General features: G+C 67.6%; 16 protein-coding genes. 11 read left to right on the top strand and 5 right to left on the bottom strand.

Annotation, left to right across the window (positions count from 1 at the left end; translation table 11 throughout):
• The first annotated feature begins 489 nt into the window (after nt 1-489).
• The 5 genes from AC3WJI_RS15960 (at nt 490) to rpoN (ending at nt 4,941) form a co-directional block, all read left to right on the top strand.
• Nucleotides 490-1,110 (top strand): ribonuclease D, encoded by a 621-nt coding sequence (locus AC3WJI_RS15960; protein ID WP_492758270.1) that lies wholly within the window; start codon nt 490-492, stop codon nt 1,108-1,110.
• Nucleotides 1,111-1,220: 110 nt separating this feature from the next.
• Complete coding sequence (gene lptC, locus AC3WJI_RS15955) at nt 1,221-1,865, top strand: LPS export ABC transporter periplasmic protein LptC (protein WP_492758269.1); 645 nt, start codon at nt 1,221-1,223, stop codon at nt 1,863-1,865.
• Nucleotides 1,865-2,413 (top strand): LptA/OstA family protein, encoded by a 549-nt coding sequence (locus AC3WJI_RS15950; protein WP_492758268.1) that lies wholly within the window; start codon nt 1,865-1,867, stop codon nt 2,411-2,413. Before lptC ends, AC3WJI_RS15950 begins: the two co-directional genes overlap by 1 nt.
• Before the next feature lie 113 nt (nt 2,414-2,526).
• A complete protein-coding gene (gene lptB, locus AC3WJI_RS15945) occupies nt 2,527-3,306 on the top strand; it encodes an LPS export ABC transporter ATP-binding protein (RefSeq protein WP_492758267.1) in 780 nt (259 codons plus the stop codon).
• Nucleotides 3,307-3,429: 123 nt separating this feature from the next.
• The gene (rpoN, locus tag AC3WJI_RS15940; RefSeq protein ID WP_492758266.1) at nt 3,430-4,941 is read left to right on the top strand and encodes an RNA polymerase factor sigma-54; all 1,512 of its coding nucleotides are present in this window, start codon (nt 3,430-3,432) and stop codon (nt 4,939-4,941) included.
• A 3-nt stretch (nt 4,942-4,944) separates the two neighbouring features.
• On the opposite strand, the gene AC3WJI_RS15935 is transcribed toward rpoN, so the two are convergent.
• Nucleotides 4,945-5,280 (bottom strand): hypothetical protein, encoded by a 336-nt coding sequence (locus AC3WJI_RS15935; protein ID WP_492758265.1) that lies wholly within the window; start codon nt 5,278-5,280, stop codon nt 4,945-4,947.
• On the opposite strand from AC3WJI_RS15935, the gene AC3WJI_RS15930 reads away from it, so the two are divergent.
• Complete coding sequence (locus AC3WJI_RS15930; protein ID WP_492758264.1) at nt 5,279-5,641, top strand: PPE family protein, SVP subgroup; 363 nt, start codon at nt 5,279-5,281, stop codon at nt 5,639-5,641. The genes AC3WJI_RS15935 and AC3WJI_RS15930 overlap by 2 nt on opposite strands.
• A gap of 25 nt (nt 5,642-5,666) precedes the next feature.
• Entirely contained in the window at nt 5,667-6,071 is a 405-nt protein-coding gene (locus tag AC3WJI_RS15925) for a hypothetical protein (RefSeq protein WP_492758263.1), read from the top strand.
• A gap of 159 nt (nt 6,072-6,230) precedes the next feature.
• On the opposite strand, the gene AC3WJI_RS15920 is transcribed toward AC3WJI_RS15925, so the two are convergent.
• Nucleotides 6,231-7,229, bottom strand: a complete 999-nt coding sequence (locus AC3WJI_RS15920) for a ligase-associated DNA damage response exonuclease (protein ID WP_492758262.1) — start codon at nt 7,227-7,229, stop codon at nt 6,231-6,233.
• Nucleotides 7,230-7,285: 56 nt separating this feature from the next.
• Complete coding sequence (locus AC3WJI_RS15915; RefSeq protein ID WP_492758261.1) at nt 7,286-7,564, bottom strand: hypothetical protein; 279 nt, start codon at nt 7,562-7,564, stop codon at nt 7,286-7,288.
• Between the two features lie 169 nt (nt 7,565-7,733).
• Here AC3WJI_RS15915 and AC3WJI_RS15910 point away from each other — a divergent pair, with 169 nt between their 5' ends.
• From AC3WJI_RS15910 to AC3WJI_RS15895, 4 genes are read left to right on the top strand one after another with little or no spacing between them, the layout of a single operon-like run.
• The gene (locus tag AC3WJI_RS15910) at nt 7,734-7,925 is read left to right on the top strand and encodes a hypothetical protein (protein ID WP_492758260.1); all 192 of its coding nucleotides are present in this window, start codon (nt 7,734-7,736) and stop codon (nt 7,923-7,925) included.
• A 41-nt stretch (nt 7,926-7,966) separates the two neighbouring features.
• On the top strand, nt 7,967-10,381 hold the full coding sequence (locus AC3WJI_RS15905; RefSeq protein ID WP_492758259.1) for a ligase-associated DNA damage response DEXH box helicase: 2,415 nt from the start codon (nt 7,967-7,969) through the stop codon (nt 10,379-10,381).
• A gap of 41 nt (nt 10,382-10,422) precedes the next feature.
• A complete protein-coding gene (locus tag AC3WJI_RS15900; protein WP_492758258.1) occupies nt 10,423-11,418 on the top strand; it encodes an aspartyl protease family protein in 996 nt (331 codons plus the stop codon).
• A 42-nt stretch (nt 11,419-11,460) separates the two neighbouring features.
• Nucleotides 11,461-12,891, top strand: a complete 1,431-nt coding sequence (locus AC3WJI_RS15895) for a mannitol dehydrogenase family protein (RefSeq protein WP_492758257.1) — start codon at nt 11,461-11,463, stop codon at nt 12,889-12,891.
• A gap of 29 nt (nt 12,892-12,920) precedes the next feature.
• On the opposite strand, the gene AC3WJI_RS15890 is transcribed toward AC3WJI_RS15895, so the two are convergent.
• Both AC3WJI_RS15890 and AC3WJI_RS15885 read right to left on the bottom strand, forming a co-directional pair.
• Nucleotides 12,921-14,015 carry an ATP phosphoribosyltransferase regulatory subunit gene (locus tag AC3WJI_RS15890; protein WP_492758256.1) on the bottom strand — a complete coding sequence of 365 codons (1,095 nt, stop codon included), beginning with the start codon at nt 14,013-14,015 and terminating at the stop codon, nt 12,921-12,923.
• Complete coding sequence (locus tag AC3WJI_RS15885) at nt 14,012-14,710, bottom strand: TIGR02466 family protein (RefSeq protein WP_492758255.1); 699 nt, start codon at nt 14,708-14,710, stop codon at nt 14,012-14,014. The genes AC3WJI_RS15890 and AC3WJI_RS15885 overlap by 4 nt, the downstream gene beginning before the upstream one ends.

The raw sequence follows: 14,710 nt of genomic DNA, 5'->3' as shown, positions 1-14,710 counted from the left end.
GCCGCCGCCATAGCCGCCACCACCGCCGAAGCCGCCGCGATCGCCACCGAACCCGCCGCCGCCGAAGCCGCCGCGATCGCTGCCATAGCTACCGCCGCCGAAACCGCCGCCACCTTCGTCGCCAAAACCGTCGCGCTTGTCTCTGCCGCGCCCGCCGCGATCCCCACGGCGCCCTCGATCAAAACTCATGCCCTGTTCGTCTTCCCGGTTCGCCCATACTCCAATCAAAACCCAAGCGCCGGACGAAAAACGCAGGTGTTCGGACACAAAAAACAGTGCCACGGAATCGGCTATAGCCCAAAAGCGTACAGCACGCGACTGAAAATCGACTTGATTACGGCAGATTCATGGAAGCGCGCGGCGCTTGTGCCACGCTTCGTCGCAGCGGACCGGCGCAATGCGGCTGGAACGCGCCGTCGCTACGGCATCCTGCGGACAACCAGGCGGCAGAGCATTGAGGTCCGCGCCCAACCCGCCTATGCGCGCAAAATGACCGTGCATTTCCATGAAGAAGACCTGCCCGAGGGCGTGTTCGCCCCCGGCGCGTCGATCGCCGTCGATACCGAGACGATGGGCCTGATCACGCCGCGCGACCGGCTGTGCGTCGTCCAGCTCTCCGACGGCAATGGCGACGAGCATCTCGTCCGCTTCGGCCCGCGCTCGTCCTACGACGCGCCCAATCTGCGCGCGGTGCTGTCCGACCCCGAGCGGCTCAAGCTCTATCATTTCGCGCGCTTCGATCTCGCCGCGATCCGCTTCTATCTGGGGGTGACCGCCGGTCCGGTCTATTGCACCAAGATCGCGTCGCGGCTGGTGCGCACCTATACCGACCGGCACGGCCTCAAGGACCTGGTCCGCGAGCTGGTCGGGCAGGAAATCTCGAAGCAGCAGCAGTCGTCGGACTGGGGCGGACCCGATCTTTCGGACGCACAAAAGGACTATGCGGCGTCGGACGTGCGCTATCTTCATGCGATGAAAGTGGAACTAGACAAGCGTCTCGAGCGTGAAGGACGCATGCCACTCGCCCAAGCCGCTTTCGACTTCCTGCCCTGGCGGGCCGAGCTGGATCTCGCCGGCTGGCCCGAGGTCGATATCTTTGCGCACATTTGATTCCAGCTTGCCGCACCGGCCCGCTCCCCCACCCGGCCTCCCACATGATCCTGCCGCTGGGACGCCGGGTGGGGGAGCGGGCCGGTGCGACCAGAGCACAGAGCCTTTCCATGTCTGAGGTCGCCGCGCGCCTCCGCTCGCAGAAGCGCAGCTGGGCTCATCCCGGCAGCAGCCATGACCGCGTCGTGCGGCTGGGGCTGATCGTGCTGCCGGTGGGGATCGGCGTGCTCGGCGCGTTCCTGGTGGTGGCGCCGCTGCTGATGGGCGGCGACGTGAGCTTCGTGCTCGACAAGAACAAGGTCGACATCTCGCCCGAGCGGCTGCGCATCGATTCCGCCGAATATCGCGGCGACGATGCCAAGGGCCGGCCATTCCATCTGCATGCCGGATCGGCGATCCAGCACAGCTCGGCCGAGCCCATCGTGCGCTTGAAGGACCTCGCCGCCGAGATCCGGCTCGATGACGGTCCCGCCTCGATCAAGGCGGATACCGGCCAATACAATATGACCAGCGAGCGCGTGTCGATCGACGGGCCGCTCAAGTTCCAGACCTCGGACGGCTATGTGCTCAACACCAACAACGCCACGGTCGACCTCAAGACGCGCAAGCTCGAGAGCGGCGGCGCAGTGACCGGCAACACGCCCTCGGGGGTGTTCAGCGCGAACAAGCTGACCGCCGACCTCGAGAGCCGCTCGGTCTCGCTTCAGGGCAATGCCCGGCTGCGCATCCTGCCGCGCGGCATGAAGAAGCCCTGATGCGGCGCGGTGTCTTTCCCGCGGTGCTCGTGCTGGCGCTGGGCGCGGCGGCACCGGCAACGGCGCAGTCGCGGCACAATACCGATGCGCCGATCGACGTCGCGTCCGAGCGGATCGAGCTGCAGGACCGCGCCAATCGCGCGATCCTGAGCGGCAATGTCCGCGTCAAGCAGGCCGACATGACGCTCACTGCGGCGCGGATGACGGTCAGCTATACCGGGCAGGTCGCCGACGGCTCGCCGCAGGTCTCGCGGCTCGATGCGACCGGCGGAGTCACCGTAAACCGGCCAGGCCAGAGCGCGCGCTCGCAATATGCCGTGTACGACCTAAATCGCCGCGTGATCACGATGGTCGGCGGAGTGACCTTGCGCCAGGGCGCCAACACCGTCGCGGGCGGGCGGCTGTCGATCAATCTCGACACCGGCCGCGCGACGATCGACGGATCGGGGGTGCGTGGCGCCAGCGGTCCGGCGGGCGCGTCGGGGGTGCAGAGCTCGGGCGGGCGCGTCACCGGCCGCTTCTCGGTCCCCAAGCGCAGCGGTCAGTAAGCGGCGTTTTTCACCGCACTGCCGCAGTTTCGCTTTTCATCGTTCGCAATCTCCTGCACGAATCCTGCCAAGCGCCTATATGCGGTGCGGTACAGTCCGTGCAGGAAGCCCGAATGAACGACATCGCAGCGATAATCGAGCAACCCGTCGCCGATCCCGCGCCGCTCCCCGACAAGGGGCTCGCGGTCGTCTCGATCGCCAAATCCTATGACAAGCGCGTGGTGCTCACCGACGTGTCGGTCTCGGTCGGGCGCGGCGAAGTGATCGGGCTGCTCGGCCCCAACGGCGCCGGCAAGACGACCTGCTTCTATTCGGTGATGGGACTGGTGAAGCCCGATTCGGGCCGCATCATGCTCGACGGCGAGGATATCACGCGGCTGCCGATGTACCGCCGCGCAGTGCTCGGGCTCGGCTATCTGCCGCAGGAGACGTCGATCTTCCGTGGCATGACCGTCGAGCAGAACATCCTGGCGGTGCTCGAGCTCGCCGAGCCCGACAAGGCGGCGCGCCGCGCGCGGCTCGACGAATTGCTCGAAGAGTTCGGATTGACGCGTTTGCGCGCCTCGCCGGCGATGGCGCTGTCGGGCGGTGAGCGGCGCCGCGCCGAGATTGCCCGCGCGCTGGCGGCGAATCCGACGATCATGCTGCTCGACGAGCCGTTCGCCGGCATCGACCCGATCTCGATCTCCGACATTCGCGACCTGATCGTCCAGCTCAAGACGCGCGGGATCGGCGTGCTGATCACCGACCATAATGTCCGCGAGACGCTCGACATCGTCGACCGTGGCTACATCATCTATGACGGCCGCGTGCTGTTCGCCGGTTCGCCCGAGGATCTCGTCCGCGACGAGAATGTCCGGCGGCTGTATCTCGGCGAGAGTTTCGAGCTCTAAGGTCATGTCCAACCCCCCACCCGTTCGCCCTGAGCTTGTCGAAGGGCCGTTCTTCTTCTCGGAGGCAGAAGAAAGAACGGTGCTTCGACAAGCTCAGCACGAACGGGGTTAAGGTAGGCGCGCATGTCGCTCGCCCCCCGTCTCGATCTCCGCCAGTCGCAATCGCTGGTGATGACGCCGCAGCTGCAGCAGGCGATCAAGCTGCTGGCGCTGTCGAACCTCGAGATCGAGACCTTCATCGCCGAGGAGCTCGACAAGAATCCCCTGCTCGATGCCCAGGGCGGCGGCGACGACGTCCCCGAACCCGCGACGGCGCCCGAGGGCGACCTCGCCCCGGCGCGCGACGGCCCCGCCGATGCCAGCGAGCTGATCGCGGGCGGCGGCGAGGCGGCGGGTGAGGCGGCGCTCGACGTCGACTTCACGGCCGAGACCTTCCACCACGACAGCGCGGCGGATTCGGCCGGCGGGCTCGACGGCAGCCTGGGCCTGGGGGGCACCGGCGCGGGCGGCTCCGAGGACGGTCCCGATTTCGACAATATGCGTTCGGCCGAGCTCAGCCTCGCCGATCATCTGATGGCGCAGGCGGGCGCGACCGTTGCCGGTGCCGACCTGTTCATCGCCGCGCATCTGATCGATCAGATCGACGAGGCCGGCTATCTCACTGCGGCGCTGCTCGACATTGCCAGCCGGCTCAATGTGCCGCTCGCCAGGGTCGAGTCAGTGCTGGCGACGATTCAGACCTTCGATCCCACCGGAGTCGGCGCGCGCAATCTCGCCGAATGCCTCGCGCTCCAGGCCAAGGAAGCCGATCGCTACGATCCGTGCATGGCGCGGCTGATCGACAATCTCGAATTGGTCGCGCGCGGCGACCTCGCGCGGCTCAAGCGGCTGTGCAATGTCGATGACGAGGATCTCGCCGACATGATCCGCGAGCTGCGCGACTATGATCCCAAGCCGGGCAGCCGCTATGGCGGCGAACCGACCATGGCCGTGGTGCCCGACCTGTTCGTCGCGCGCCGCGGCGCCGGCTGGGCGGTCGAGATCAATTCGGCGACCCTGCCCAAATTGCTCGTCAACCGGGCTTATTATGCCGAGATCGCGGCGGGCAAGCAGGACAAGGCGAGCAAGGCGTGGATGTCGGACATGCTCGCCAGCGCCAATTGGCTGGTCAAGGCGCTCGACCAGCGCCAGCGCACGATCATCAAGGTGGCGACCGAGATCGTCAAGCAGCAGGAGGCATTCTTCCTCCACGGCGTCGCGCATCTGAAGCCGATGACGCTGCGTCAGGTCGCCGACGTGATCGAGATGCACGAATCGACGGTGAGCCGCGTCACCAGCAACAAATATCTGAGCTGCGCGCGCGGGCTGTTCGAGCTCAAATATTTCTTCACCAGCGCGATCCAGTCGGCCGATGGCGGCGACGCGGTGTCGGCCGAAGCGGTCAAGAGCGCGATCCGCGGGCTCATCCAGGCCGAGGATCCCAAGAAGATCCTGTCCGACGACACCCTGGTCGAGCTGCTCAATGCCAAGGGGTTCGACATCGCCCGGCGAACGGTGGCAAAGTATCGCGAGGCGATGGGGATCGGCAGCTCGGTCCAGCGCCGTCGGCAAAAGGCACTCGAAGGCGTCGGCTAGCGGCTAGGCGGTGATGTCGCCGCCTAGGCCCGCGGCGCCCGGCGAGGGGCCGTCGTCGTCCTTGCGATTGTTCGGCTTGATGGTGACGTCCTCATAGTCCGAATATTCGGCGTCCTGCTCCTCTTCATATTCGTCGTCGCTCTCGGCCTGCTTGTGGTTCTTGTCGCGACTTTCCTTGGCGCTCTTGGTCAGTCCCGCCAGCGTCTTGGCCGTGCCGAAATTCATTTTCTTGGTCTTGTCCCTGCTGAGATGCCCAGCGCGCATCTTGCTGAGCTTGCCGCCCCGGATCGCCTTGTCGAGCTCCGCTTCGGTCAGGTCGGATTCGTTGTAGCCGCGCATGCTCGTCTTGATCTTGGCGATCTTCTTTTCCTTGGATTTCTTCTTTCCCGCGACGACAGCCTTCTTCTTGTCCTGCTTTTTCTGTCCCTTGGTCTTCTTGTCCTTGCCATTCAGCTGGACCGGCGCGCGGCCCGCGTTTAGCGCGGCGGCGCGGTCGACGAGCCGCTGGACGCGCGGCGCATCGGCAAGCGCGGCGGGGGCGGGGCCGATAGGTTGCCGCGCGACCGCTGGCGGCGCGGAGCTGCGTTCGGCGAATTCTGCCAAGGGCCCCTCCTGTCGCGGGAGACTCCGCTCTGGGCCGCGCGGATGCAAACGAAGCTTGCACGATTTTGGAGGAATCGCGCTCGGTGAGCATTCGTAGACGGGTTTGCCTCTATAATGATTGCATGAGCGCAACCTTTTCGATCCATGCCGAACCCGAGCGCGACCTCGTCCGGATCGAAATGGGCGGGCTGTTCACGCCCGACGATATTGCCGCTTTCTACCAGGCGCGCGAACTGGCGCACGCCAAGCTGAAATGCGCGCGCAACCAGCATTTGACGATCAACGACCTGCGCGAGATGAAGATTCAGCCGCAGGAGAGCGTCGCCGGCTTTCAGCAACTGCTCGGCGCGCCCGAATATCGCTCGCGCCGCCTCGCCTTCGTGATCGGGCGGACCCTGGCGCGCAGCCAGCTCCAGCGTGCGCTGAGCGACCGCGGACCCGATGTGCGCTGCTTCGACACGATCGCCGAAGCCGAGGCCTGGCTGTTCTCGGGCGCCGTGGCCGGCGAGCTGCGCGCGGCGGGCTGAACGCAGGCGGCGCAACCTAGCTAGGTCACCGCAAGCTCCACCCCGGCGGAGGCCGGGGCCCAGCTTCGGCGAACTCGGCGGCGTTGAGACTATCCTCTCTGACGGCGTGGCAGCTGGGCCCCGGCCTTCGCCGGGGTGGGTATCTGGAGAGCACTTCCCTTAATCGTCCTCGTCCTCGAACCCCGCCAGCTCGAGCGCGCGTGCCTTGATCTGGTGGAGGCGGCACCAGTGGACCAGCGCGTCCTCGCGGCCGTGCGTCACCCAAACCTCGCGCGGCGCGATCTCGCGGATCGTGGTGGTGAGTTCGTCCCAATCGGCGTGATCGGAGAGGATCAGCGGCAGCTCGACATTGCGCTGCCGTGCGCGCTGGCGGACGCGCATCCAGCCGGACGCCATCGCGGTGATCGGATCGGGCAGCCGGCGCGACCAGCGGTCGTTGAGCGCGCCGGGCGGACACAGCACGATCCGCCCCTCGAGCTCGGCCTTGGCCACGCCGGTGGCGGGGCGCAGCTCGCCCAGATTCACGCCGTGCTCGACATAGAGGTCGCACAGCCGCTGCAGCGCGCCGTGAAGGTAGATCGGATCGTCGAATCCCATCACGCGCAGTTCGCCGATCACGCGCTGCGCCTTGCCGAGCGCATAGGCGCCGACCACCACGCAGCGCTGCGGATTGGCGCGCAAGGCTGCGAGCAATTTGTCGAGCTCGTCATGCGTTTCGGGATGGCGAAAGACGGGCAATCCGAACGTCGCCTCGGTGACGAAGATGTCGCACGGCACCGGCTGGAACGGCGCGCAGGTCGGGTCCTCGCGGCGCTTATAGTCGCCAGAGACGACGATGCGCTCGCCGGCATGATCGAGCACGATCTGCGCCGAACCCAGGACATGGCCGGCAGGGACGAAGCCGATTTCGACATCGCCCATCCGCAGCGATTCGCCATAGGCGACCGGGTTGCCGGCCTGCGGCCCGTAGCGGCATTCCATGATCGCCAGCGTCTCGGGCGTCGCCCAGACCTCGCCATGCCCGCCGCGGGCATGATCGGCATGGCCATGGGTGATCAGCGCGCGCGCCACCGGCTGCGACGGATCGACCCACGCATCGGCGGCGGGAATGTAGATGCCCGTAGGCTCGGGGGTTATCCAGTCGCCTAGCTTGGCCATCACAGCAATATGGGCGCGGCCGCCAAAGGTTCCAGACGGCCGCGCCCATCCCTCATTCACCCCTTGCAGAGAATGGTGTGCGCGCCGTCGCCGATGCGGATCAGGACGGAAATCGCCGTCTTCACCAGCCCGGGGATCGGCACAGGAAAATGATCGCGAATATAAATCAGCACCGATCGCACCGTATCCCAATTTTCGCAGAACAAGTTCTTGGGGTCGACTCCCTTTAGCCCCTCTGCTGCCGGCGCGGCCGCAGGTGCCGTGCCTTCCGCATTCAGCGCGTCCGAAACCAGCGCTGTCAGCTTGTCGCGTTGTTCGCTCGTGACATCGGTCATGTCCGTCTCCTCGTCGTTCGCTCGCGCAAGTTCGTCACTCGCGCCGGCCCGACGCTAGGCTGCTCGCGGCCGCACGCCTGTGACGGGGATCACGCTGCGGCTCGCCCTGTCGGATCGAAACCGGAGGCGGCTTCGTTGGGTTTGGAGAGAAGCGGAAACGAGGTGTGTCATGGACTTGTCGAGCCTTCAGGGGATCATGGTGATCGTCGGACCGATCCTCCTCGCGATCGCAATCGCCTGGGCGATGTTTCACAACCGGGGCTCGCGGCGCGAAGTCCAGGCGACCGAGGACGCGACGCGGCAGATGTACGACCAGCAGGATCGCGACGACAAAGCGCGCGACAATGGCGGCGTCGCCTGAAGGGCTTGCGCTGACCGGCTGATCCGCGCGAACGCTGGCGGGTGTCCGACGCCGCTCTGCCCGAGAAACTTGACGATTGGTTTGCAAGCCGCGGCTGGCATCCGCGGCGGCACCAGCGCGACATGCTTGCTGCGGGCCGCGCGGGCGAGCATGCATTGCTCGTCGCGGCGACTGGTGCGGGCAAGACGCTGGCCGGCTTCCTGCCGACGCTCGCCGAATTGATCGAGGCACCGTCGCAAGGGCTGCACACGCTCTATATCTCGCCACTCAAGGCGCTCGCGGTCGACGTCCAGCGCAATCTGCTGACGCCGATCGAGGAGATGGGCTTGGGCATCCGCGTCGAGACGCGCACCGGCGACACTCCGCACGAGCGGAAAGTGCGCCAGCGCGCGCGGCCGCCCGAGATCCTCCTTACCACGCCCGAATCGCTGAGCCTGTTGCTGTCCTACGAAGACAGTTTGACGATGTTCGCCGGGCTCAGGACGATCGTCATCGACGAAGTCCATGCCTTCGCCACCGGAAAGCGCGGCGACCTGCTCGCGCTGGCGATGGCGCGGCTCCAGCGGCTCGCGCCGGGCATGCGCCGCGTCGCGCTGTCGGCGACGGTGGCCGATCCCGACGGCTATCGCGCCTGGCTGGCGCCCGACGGCGACATCGACCGGGTGCGGCTCGTCCGCGGCGAGGCGGGCGCCGATCCCGACATCGCGATCCTGCTTCCCGAAGGCCGAGTCCCCTGGGCGGGGCATTCGGGGGTCTATGCCATCCCGCAGGTGATGGCCGAGATCGAGACGCACCGCACGACGATCATATTCTGCAACACGCGCGGGCTCGCCGAACTGGTCTTCCAGCAGCTCTGGAAAGCGAACGAGATGCAGCTGCCGATCGGCGTGCATCACGGCAGCCTCAGCCTGGAGGCGCGGCGCAAGGCCGAGCAGGCGATGGCCGACGGCAAGCTGCGCGCATTGGTCGCCACGGCGAGTCTCGATCTCGGCGTCGATTGGGGCGATGTCGATTGCGTGATCCAGATGGGCGCGCCCAAGGGCTCGTCGCGGCTGCTTCAGCGGATCGGGCGCGCCAACCACCGGCTCGATGAATCCTCCGAGGCGGTGCTCGTGCCGGGCAATCGCTTCGAATATCTCGAAGCGCGCGCCGCGCTCGACGCGGTCGAGCAGGGCGAGCTCGATCCGGACATATTCCGCCCCGGCGCGCTCGACGTGCTCGCCCAGCATGTCATGGCCTGCGCGTGCGCGGCACCGTTCGATGCTGCGGAGATGCTGCAGGAAGTGCGCGGCGCGCTGCCGTATTCGGCGCTCGAACAGGAGGTGTTCGATCGCGTGCTCGGCTTCATCGCCGATGGCGGCTATTCGCTCAGGGCCTATGACAAGTTCAAGCGGCTGACCCAGGGGCAGGACGGGCTGTGGCGCGTCACCAAGCCGGCCTTCGTGGCGCAGCATCGGCTCAATGCCGGGATCATCGTGGAAGCGCCGATGCTCGACGTGCGCTTCAAGAACGGCCGCCGGCTCGGCAAGGTCGAGGAAGCGTTCGGGTCGCAGCTCTCGCCGGGTGACACCTTCTTCTTCGCCGGGCTGAGCCTCGAGGTCGAGCGGGTCGAGCTGACCGACCTGATCGTGCGGGCCAGCGCCAAGCAGGCGCGCTATGTCTCCTATATGGGGGCGCGGCTGGCGATCACGTCGAGCCTGGCCGATCGCGTCCGCGTCTTCCTGCACGATCGCAGCCAGTGGCAGCGTTTCCCCGACGATGTCCGCGAATGGCTCGAGATGCAGGAGAAGCGCTCGGCGATCCCGGCGCCGCGGCAATTGCTGGTCGAGACCTTCCCGCACGAAGGCAAGCACCACATGGTCGCGTACAGCTTCGAGGGCTGGAACGCGCACCAGTCGCTCGGCATGCTGATCACCCGGCGGATGGAGGCGATGGGATTGAAGCCTTTGGGCTTCGTCGCCAACGATTATGCGTTGGCGGTGTACGGGCTGGAAAAGATCACCGATCCGGCCGCCTTGTTCTCGCCCGACATTCTCGAGCACGAATTCGTCGAGTGGGTGCAGCAATCGGCGCTGCTCAAGCGCGCGTTCCGCGAAGTTGCGATCATCGGCGGGCTGGTCGAGCGCCAGCATCCCGGCAAGAAGAAGAGCGGGCGTCAGGTCACTTTCTCGACCGACCTGATCTACGACGTGCTGCGCAAATACGAGCCCGATCACTTGCTGCTCAAGGCGGCCTGGGCCGACGCCCGCGCACGGATGACCGATGTCGGGCGGCTCGCGCATCTGCTCGACACCGCCGCGGACACGATGCTGCACGTGGACATCGCCCGGGTCAGCCCGATGGCGGTGCCGGTGCTGATCATGATCGGCCGCGAAAAGACCCCGCAGGGGACCGGCGAGGACGCGCTGCTGATCGAGGCCGAGGCGATCGCGGCGGAGGCGATGCGGCTCGATTGATTTCGATTGCTGCGCAATATGTGCAGGTATATCGTCCCATCATGCCCGGAGTCGTCTATCCGCTCCTGCTTCTCACCTTGCCGATCAACGGTACCGGCAGCGCCCCCGCGAGTGCGCCGCAAGATCCCGATCTGATCACGCCCGAATCGGTGATGGAGGCCACCTTGCTGACGCTCGGCGAGATCGACAAGAGACTCACCGTGCCCGTTGCGGTCAACGCCAAGGGGCCGTACAACTTCATCATCGATACGGGCGCCGAGCGCACCGTGGTGTCGCGCGAGCTCGCCAACACGCTCAGGCTGACCGCGGGGGTTCCGGTCACCTTGCTGTCGATGGCGGGGCGCAGCCAGGTCGATACGGTGGTGGTGCCCGATCTGATGATCAAATCCATCGGCGTGCAGCACAGCGTGATCGCGCCCAAGCTGGAGGCACGCAATCTCGGCGCGATCGGGCTGCTCGGCATCGATACGCTGCGCGATCACCAGGTCTCGATCAATTTCGAGAGGGGCACGATGGAGGTCCGTCCCAGCCAGAAGCGCAAGGTGCGGCGCGCGAGCGACGAGATCGTGGTGACCGCCAAAAGCCTGTACGGCCAGCTGATCGTCACCGATGCCTATTACGGCAATGTCCGCATCCAGGTCGTGCTCGACACCGGCAGCGCCGTGAGCATGGGCAACAGCGCGCTGCGCGCTCGCGTCGCGCGGCGGCACCGCACTACGCCGATCGAGCTCACCGACGTCACCGGCGTCAAGACCATGGCCAATTACACGACTGTGCCCAACATCAAAGTCGGCGACGTGATGTTCGGATCGATGCCGGTGGCGTTCGCCGATGTCGCGCCGTTCGAGCGCTTCGGCTTGACCAAGCGTCCGGCGCTGCTGCTCGGCATGGACGCCATGCGCAGCTTCCGCAGCGTCGATATCGACTTCCCCAACCGCCAGGTCCGCTTCCGCATGCCCGAGGGGACCGGTCGCACGATGACGACGGGGTCGCGGCTGCCCGGCGGCGCCTCGGGTGCGGCGGTCCATTCCTATTAGAGCGGATTGACTTGCACGGGTGCGGGCTGCTTGGCTGGCGGCATGCTCCTGTCCCGCGCATCGCTCGCTCAGCTTCCCGCCACCGTCGCCCGCCCGGCGCGCGCCGTCGATACGATCCGCACCGGGATCGTCCATTTCGGACCCGGCGCGTTCCACCGCGCGCACCAGGCCGCTTATGTGGACCAGTTGCTCGAAACCGATCCGCGCTGGGGGATCGCGGCGGTCTCGCTGCGAAGCGGCACCACCACCGACGCGCTCAAGGCGCAGGATGGGCTTTATACGCTCGCGGTGATCGATCGCGAACCGGGGATGCGGGTCGTCGCCGCGCATTCGGATGCGATCGGGCCGGGCGAGGGCGCACGGTTGCGGGCGCTGCTGGCGTCGCCCGAAGTGCGGATCGCGACGAGCACGGTGACCGAGAAGGGCTATTGCCTCGCCGGCGACGGCAGCCTCGACTTCGCGCATCCCGACATCGTCCATGACCTCGCCCGGCCCGCCGAGCCGGCGAGCGTGATCGGCTGGATTGTCGCGGGGCTGGGCGATCGCCGCGCCGCGGGGCTGCCGCCTTTCGCGATGCTGTGTTGCGACAACATGACTGGCAACGGCGCCAAGCTCCGCGCCGCCTGCGTGGCGCTCGCGCGCGCGCAGGATGCCGGGCTCGCCGACTGGATCGGGGGCGAAGTCGCATTCCCCGACTCGATGGTCGATTCGATCACCCCGGCGAGCGATGCGGCGTTCCTCGCAAAGGTGGAGGCGGCGCTCGGGGTGGAGGATCGCGCGGCGGTCCAGCGTGAGCGATTCACCCAGTGGGTGCTCCAGCGCTTCGACCTGCCCGACGGGCCCGACCTTGCCGCGGCGGGCGTGACCTTGACCGGCGATGTCCGCGGCTACGAGCAGGCCAAGCTGCGCATCCTCAACGGCGCGCATTCGACGCTCGCCTATGTCGGGCTCGTGCGCGGGCACGAGACGGTGTTCGAGGCGATGTCCGACACGGCGCTCGAGGGCTTCGTCACGCGGCTGGTGCATCAGGACATCGCCGCGTCGCTGGCGCCGGTCGAGGGGCTCGACGTGGCGGGCTATGCCGATGCGGTGCTCGACCGGTTCCGCAATCCCGAGATCCGCCATTTGCTGTCGCAGATCGCATGGGACGGATCGCAGAAGCTGCCCTACCGCCTGCTCGACACGACGCGCGCGGCGCTCGATGCGGGGCGAAGTGTCGAGCGGCTGGCGGTCCCGGTGGCGGCGTGGATCGCGTTCGTGCGGCGCAAGGCCGAGGCCGGCGAGGCGATCACCGATCCGCTCGCCGACATGCTCTCCGCGGCGGCGACCAGCGCCAATCCGGTGACCGCGATGCTCGCGCTGGAACCGGTATTCGGCGTGCAACTGGGCGGCGACGAGCGCTTCCGCGCTGCGGTGCGCGAGGCGTTCCAGCATTTCGCGCAGGGCGATATCGGTCCGCTGCTGGGGCGCTAGCTATCCGTGCTCCTGCTTCCGCAGGAGCACTAGATTGCTTCCGGCCCGTCCACTCCCAGCACATGCGTGCACAATTGCGCCGCGGGCGTGTCGTCCGCCTCCAGCGCCGCAACGGTGACCCAGCCCTCGCCGCGCAACCGCGCTCCGACATCCGCCGGCGTGCCGAACGGCAGGAACAGACGCCGCCGCACGCCCGGGCTGAGCCCGGCATCGAGGATCGGATCGGTGAACAGCGAGAAGCCGACCGCCGGCTCCTCACGGCCGTCGCCGTGAAGGATCGTATAGGTGCCGCCGCGGCCGATCTCGCCGCGCACCCCGCGCGCGAAGATCGAGAAGCCGAGCCAGCTCTGATATTCGAAGCCGTGGCGCTCGGTCGGGTCGAGCGTCAGCGCCGCGGCGCCGTCGATGCTCGCGGCGATCCGCGCGAGTCCGTCGAGCCGGCTCGCCAGCGCATTGCCCGCGTCGATCGCGCGCAGCCGCGCCATCGCGGCGTCGAACGGCCCGGCCGCCTCGATCAGCGGCAGCCAGCGCGAATCGATCGCGGCGACGCCGCCGGCGTCCTTGGCATCGAGCCGGTCGCGCAAGGCCTCGAGCGCCGCCGGGTCGAGATCGCCGGCGAGCGTGTCGACCAGGTCGGGCAACGTGAAGTCGATCGCGATGCCGGTGACGCCGGCGGCCTGCAGCGCCTCGATCGCGACGCCGACCACTTCGATCGCCGCGGCGACGGTATCGCGCCCGATCAGCTCGGCGCCGATCTGGCGCATCGCGCGCTGGGGGTTGAGCTCGGTCGCGCTGAGCTTGACCACCTGGCCGGCATAGGACAGCCGCACCGGGCGCGGGTGATGCCCCATACGGGTGGCGGCGATGCGGCCGACCTGCGCGGTAAGGTCTGGGCGGATCGCCAGGGTGCGCTGCGACACCGGATCGACGAAGCGCACTGCGTCGCGCACCCCGCCGGCCTTGAGCCGCGAGGCGAGCTCGTCGGCGAATTCGGCGAGCGGCGGATCGACCTGCTCATAGCCATAAGCCCGCGCCACGCCGAGCACGCGCCCTTCGAGTCCCGCCGCGGCATCGGCGGCGGGCGGCAGGCGATCGTGGAAACCTTCGGGCAACAGGCCGGTCATTCCGCTTCCTTGACGTAGAGGTTCATCGCCACCGAGATCCGGTCGCGGCTGCCGCGATAGGGGCTGACGCCGTGGCGCATGAAGCCGGGGAACAGCACGAGATCGCCCGTGGTGACCTTGCGCTTGTGCTCGACCGGCTGGGGCTGGCCGTCGCCGCCCAGCATGCGGAAGCCGGGAAAGGTCATCAGCGGCACCGGAAAGCGCGGATCCTCGAGGAACAGCTCGCCGCCCGCCCCCGCATCGCCGGCATCGACATAATAGACCGCTGCCCACAGCACGCCGGGATGCGCGTGGCTCATGTTGAGCCCGCCGGGATGGAGGACGTTGGCCCACATCCGCGTCGACCAGCGCAGCGTGGCGGGATCGTGCCCGTCGAAGTGCGACAGCCGTTTCGCCGCACGGATCGCGGCGTCGGCGAGTCGCTCGGCCGCCTCGCCGCCCCAGCGCAGCATGTCGGTCTGCGAATGCCAGCCGCCGACGTTCGAGCGGCCGATCCCGGGCTCCAGCGCCATCTGGGCACGCACCGCCTCGCCGAGCGCCGCGTTGAGCGCCTCGCTCTCCTCGACCCGACCGTGCAGCACCGGCGTGTCGAACAGCCCGAGCCGCTCGGCGCGCAGGCGCAGCATCGACGGGGCGGGCGGGGCGGTGACCATGCCGCCGCCTAGCGCGGCGGGGGCGCGGAATCCACTGTCCAC

The sequence above is a fragment of the Sphingomonas sp. FW306-1B-B10E genome (genome assembly GCF_058782005.1).
This window is presented reverse-complemented; position numbering and strand designations above follow the sequence as displayed.

Coding starts and splice junctions, on each gene's coding strand:
- AC3WJI_RS15920 (WP_492758262.1), bottom strand. CDS start 7,229: ATGGCCAAGCTAGGCGACTGGATAACCCCCGAGCCTACGGGCATCTAC.
- AC3WJI_RS15960 (WP_492758270.1), top strand. CDS start 490: ATGACCGTGCATTTCCATGAAGAAGACCTGCCCGAGGGCGTGTTCGCC.
- AC3WJI_RS15890 (WP_492758256.1), bottom strand. CDS start 14,015: ATGACCGGCCTGTTGCCCGAAGGTTTCCACGATCGCCTGCCGCCCGCC.
- AC3WJI_RS15895 (WP_492758257.1), top strand. CDS start 11,461: ATGCTCCTGTCCCGCGCATCGCTCGCTCAGCTTCCCGCCACCGTCGCC.
- lptC (WP_492758269.1), top strand. CDS start 1,221: ATGTCTGAGGTCGCCGCGCGCCTCCGCTCGCAGAAGCGCAGCTGGGCT.
- rpoN (WP_492758266.1), top strand. CDS start 3,430: ATGTCGCTCGCCCCCCGTCTCGATCTCCGCCAGTCGCAATCGCTGGTG.
- AC3WJI_RS15910 (WP_492758260.1), top strand. CDS start 7,734: ATGGACTTGTCGAGCCTTCAGGGGATCATGGTGATCGTCGGACCGATC.
- AC3WJI_RS15925 (WP_492758263.1), top strand. CDS start 5,667: ATGAGCGCAACCTTTTCGATCCATGCCGAACCCGAGCGCGACCTCGTC.
- AC3WJI_RS15900 (WP_492758258.1), top strand. CDS start 10,423: ATGCCCGGAGTCGTCTATCCGCTCCTGCTTCTCACCTTGCCGATCAAC.
- AC3WJI_RS15915 (WP_492758261.1), bottom strand. CDS start 7,564: ATGACCGATGTCACGAGCGAACAACGCGACAAGCTGACAGCGCTGGTT.
- AC3WJI_RS15950 (WP_492758268.1), top strand. CDS start 1,865: ATGCGGCGCGGTGTCTTTCCCGCGGTGCTCGTGCTGGCGCTGGGCGCG.
- AC3WJI_RS15935 (WP_492758265.1), bottom strand. CDS start 5,280: ATGCGCGGCTACAACGAATCCGACCTGACCGAAGCGGAGCTCGACAAG.
- lptB (WP_492758267.1), top strand. CDS start 2,527: ATGAACGACATCGCAGCGATAATCGAGCAACCCGTCGCCGATCCCGCG.
- AC3WJI_RS15930 (WP_492758264.1), top strand. CDS start 5,279: ATGCTCGTCTTGATCTTGGCGATCTTCTTTTCCTTGGATTTCTTCTTT.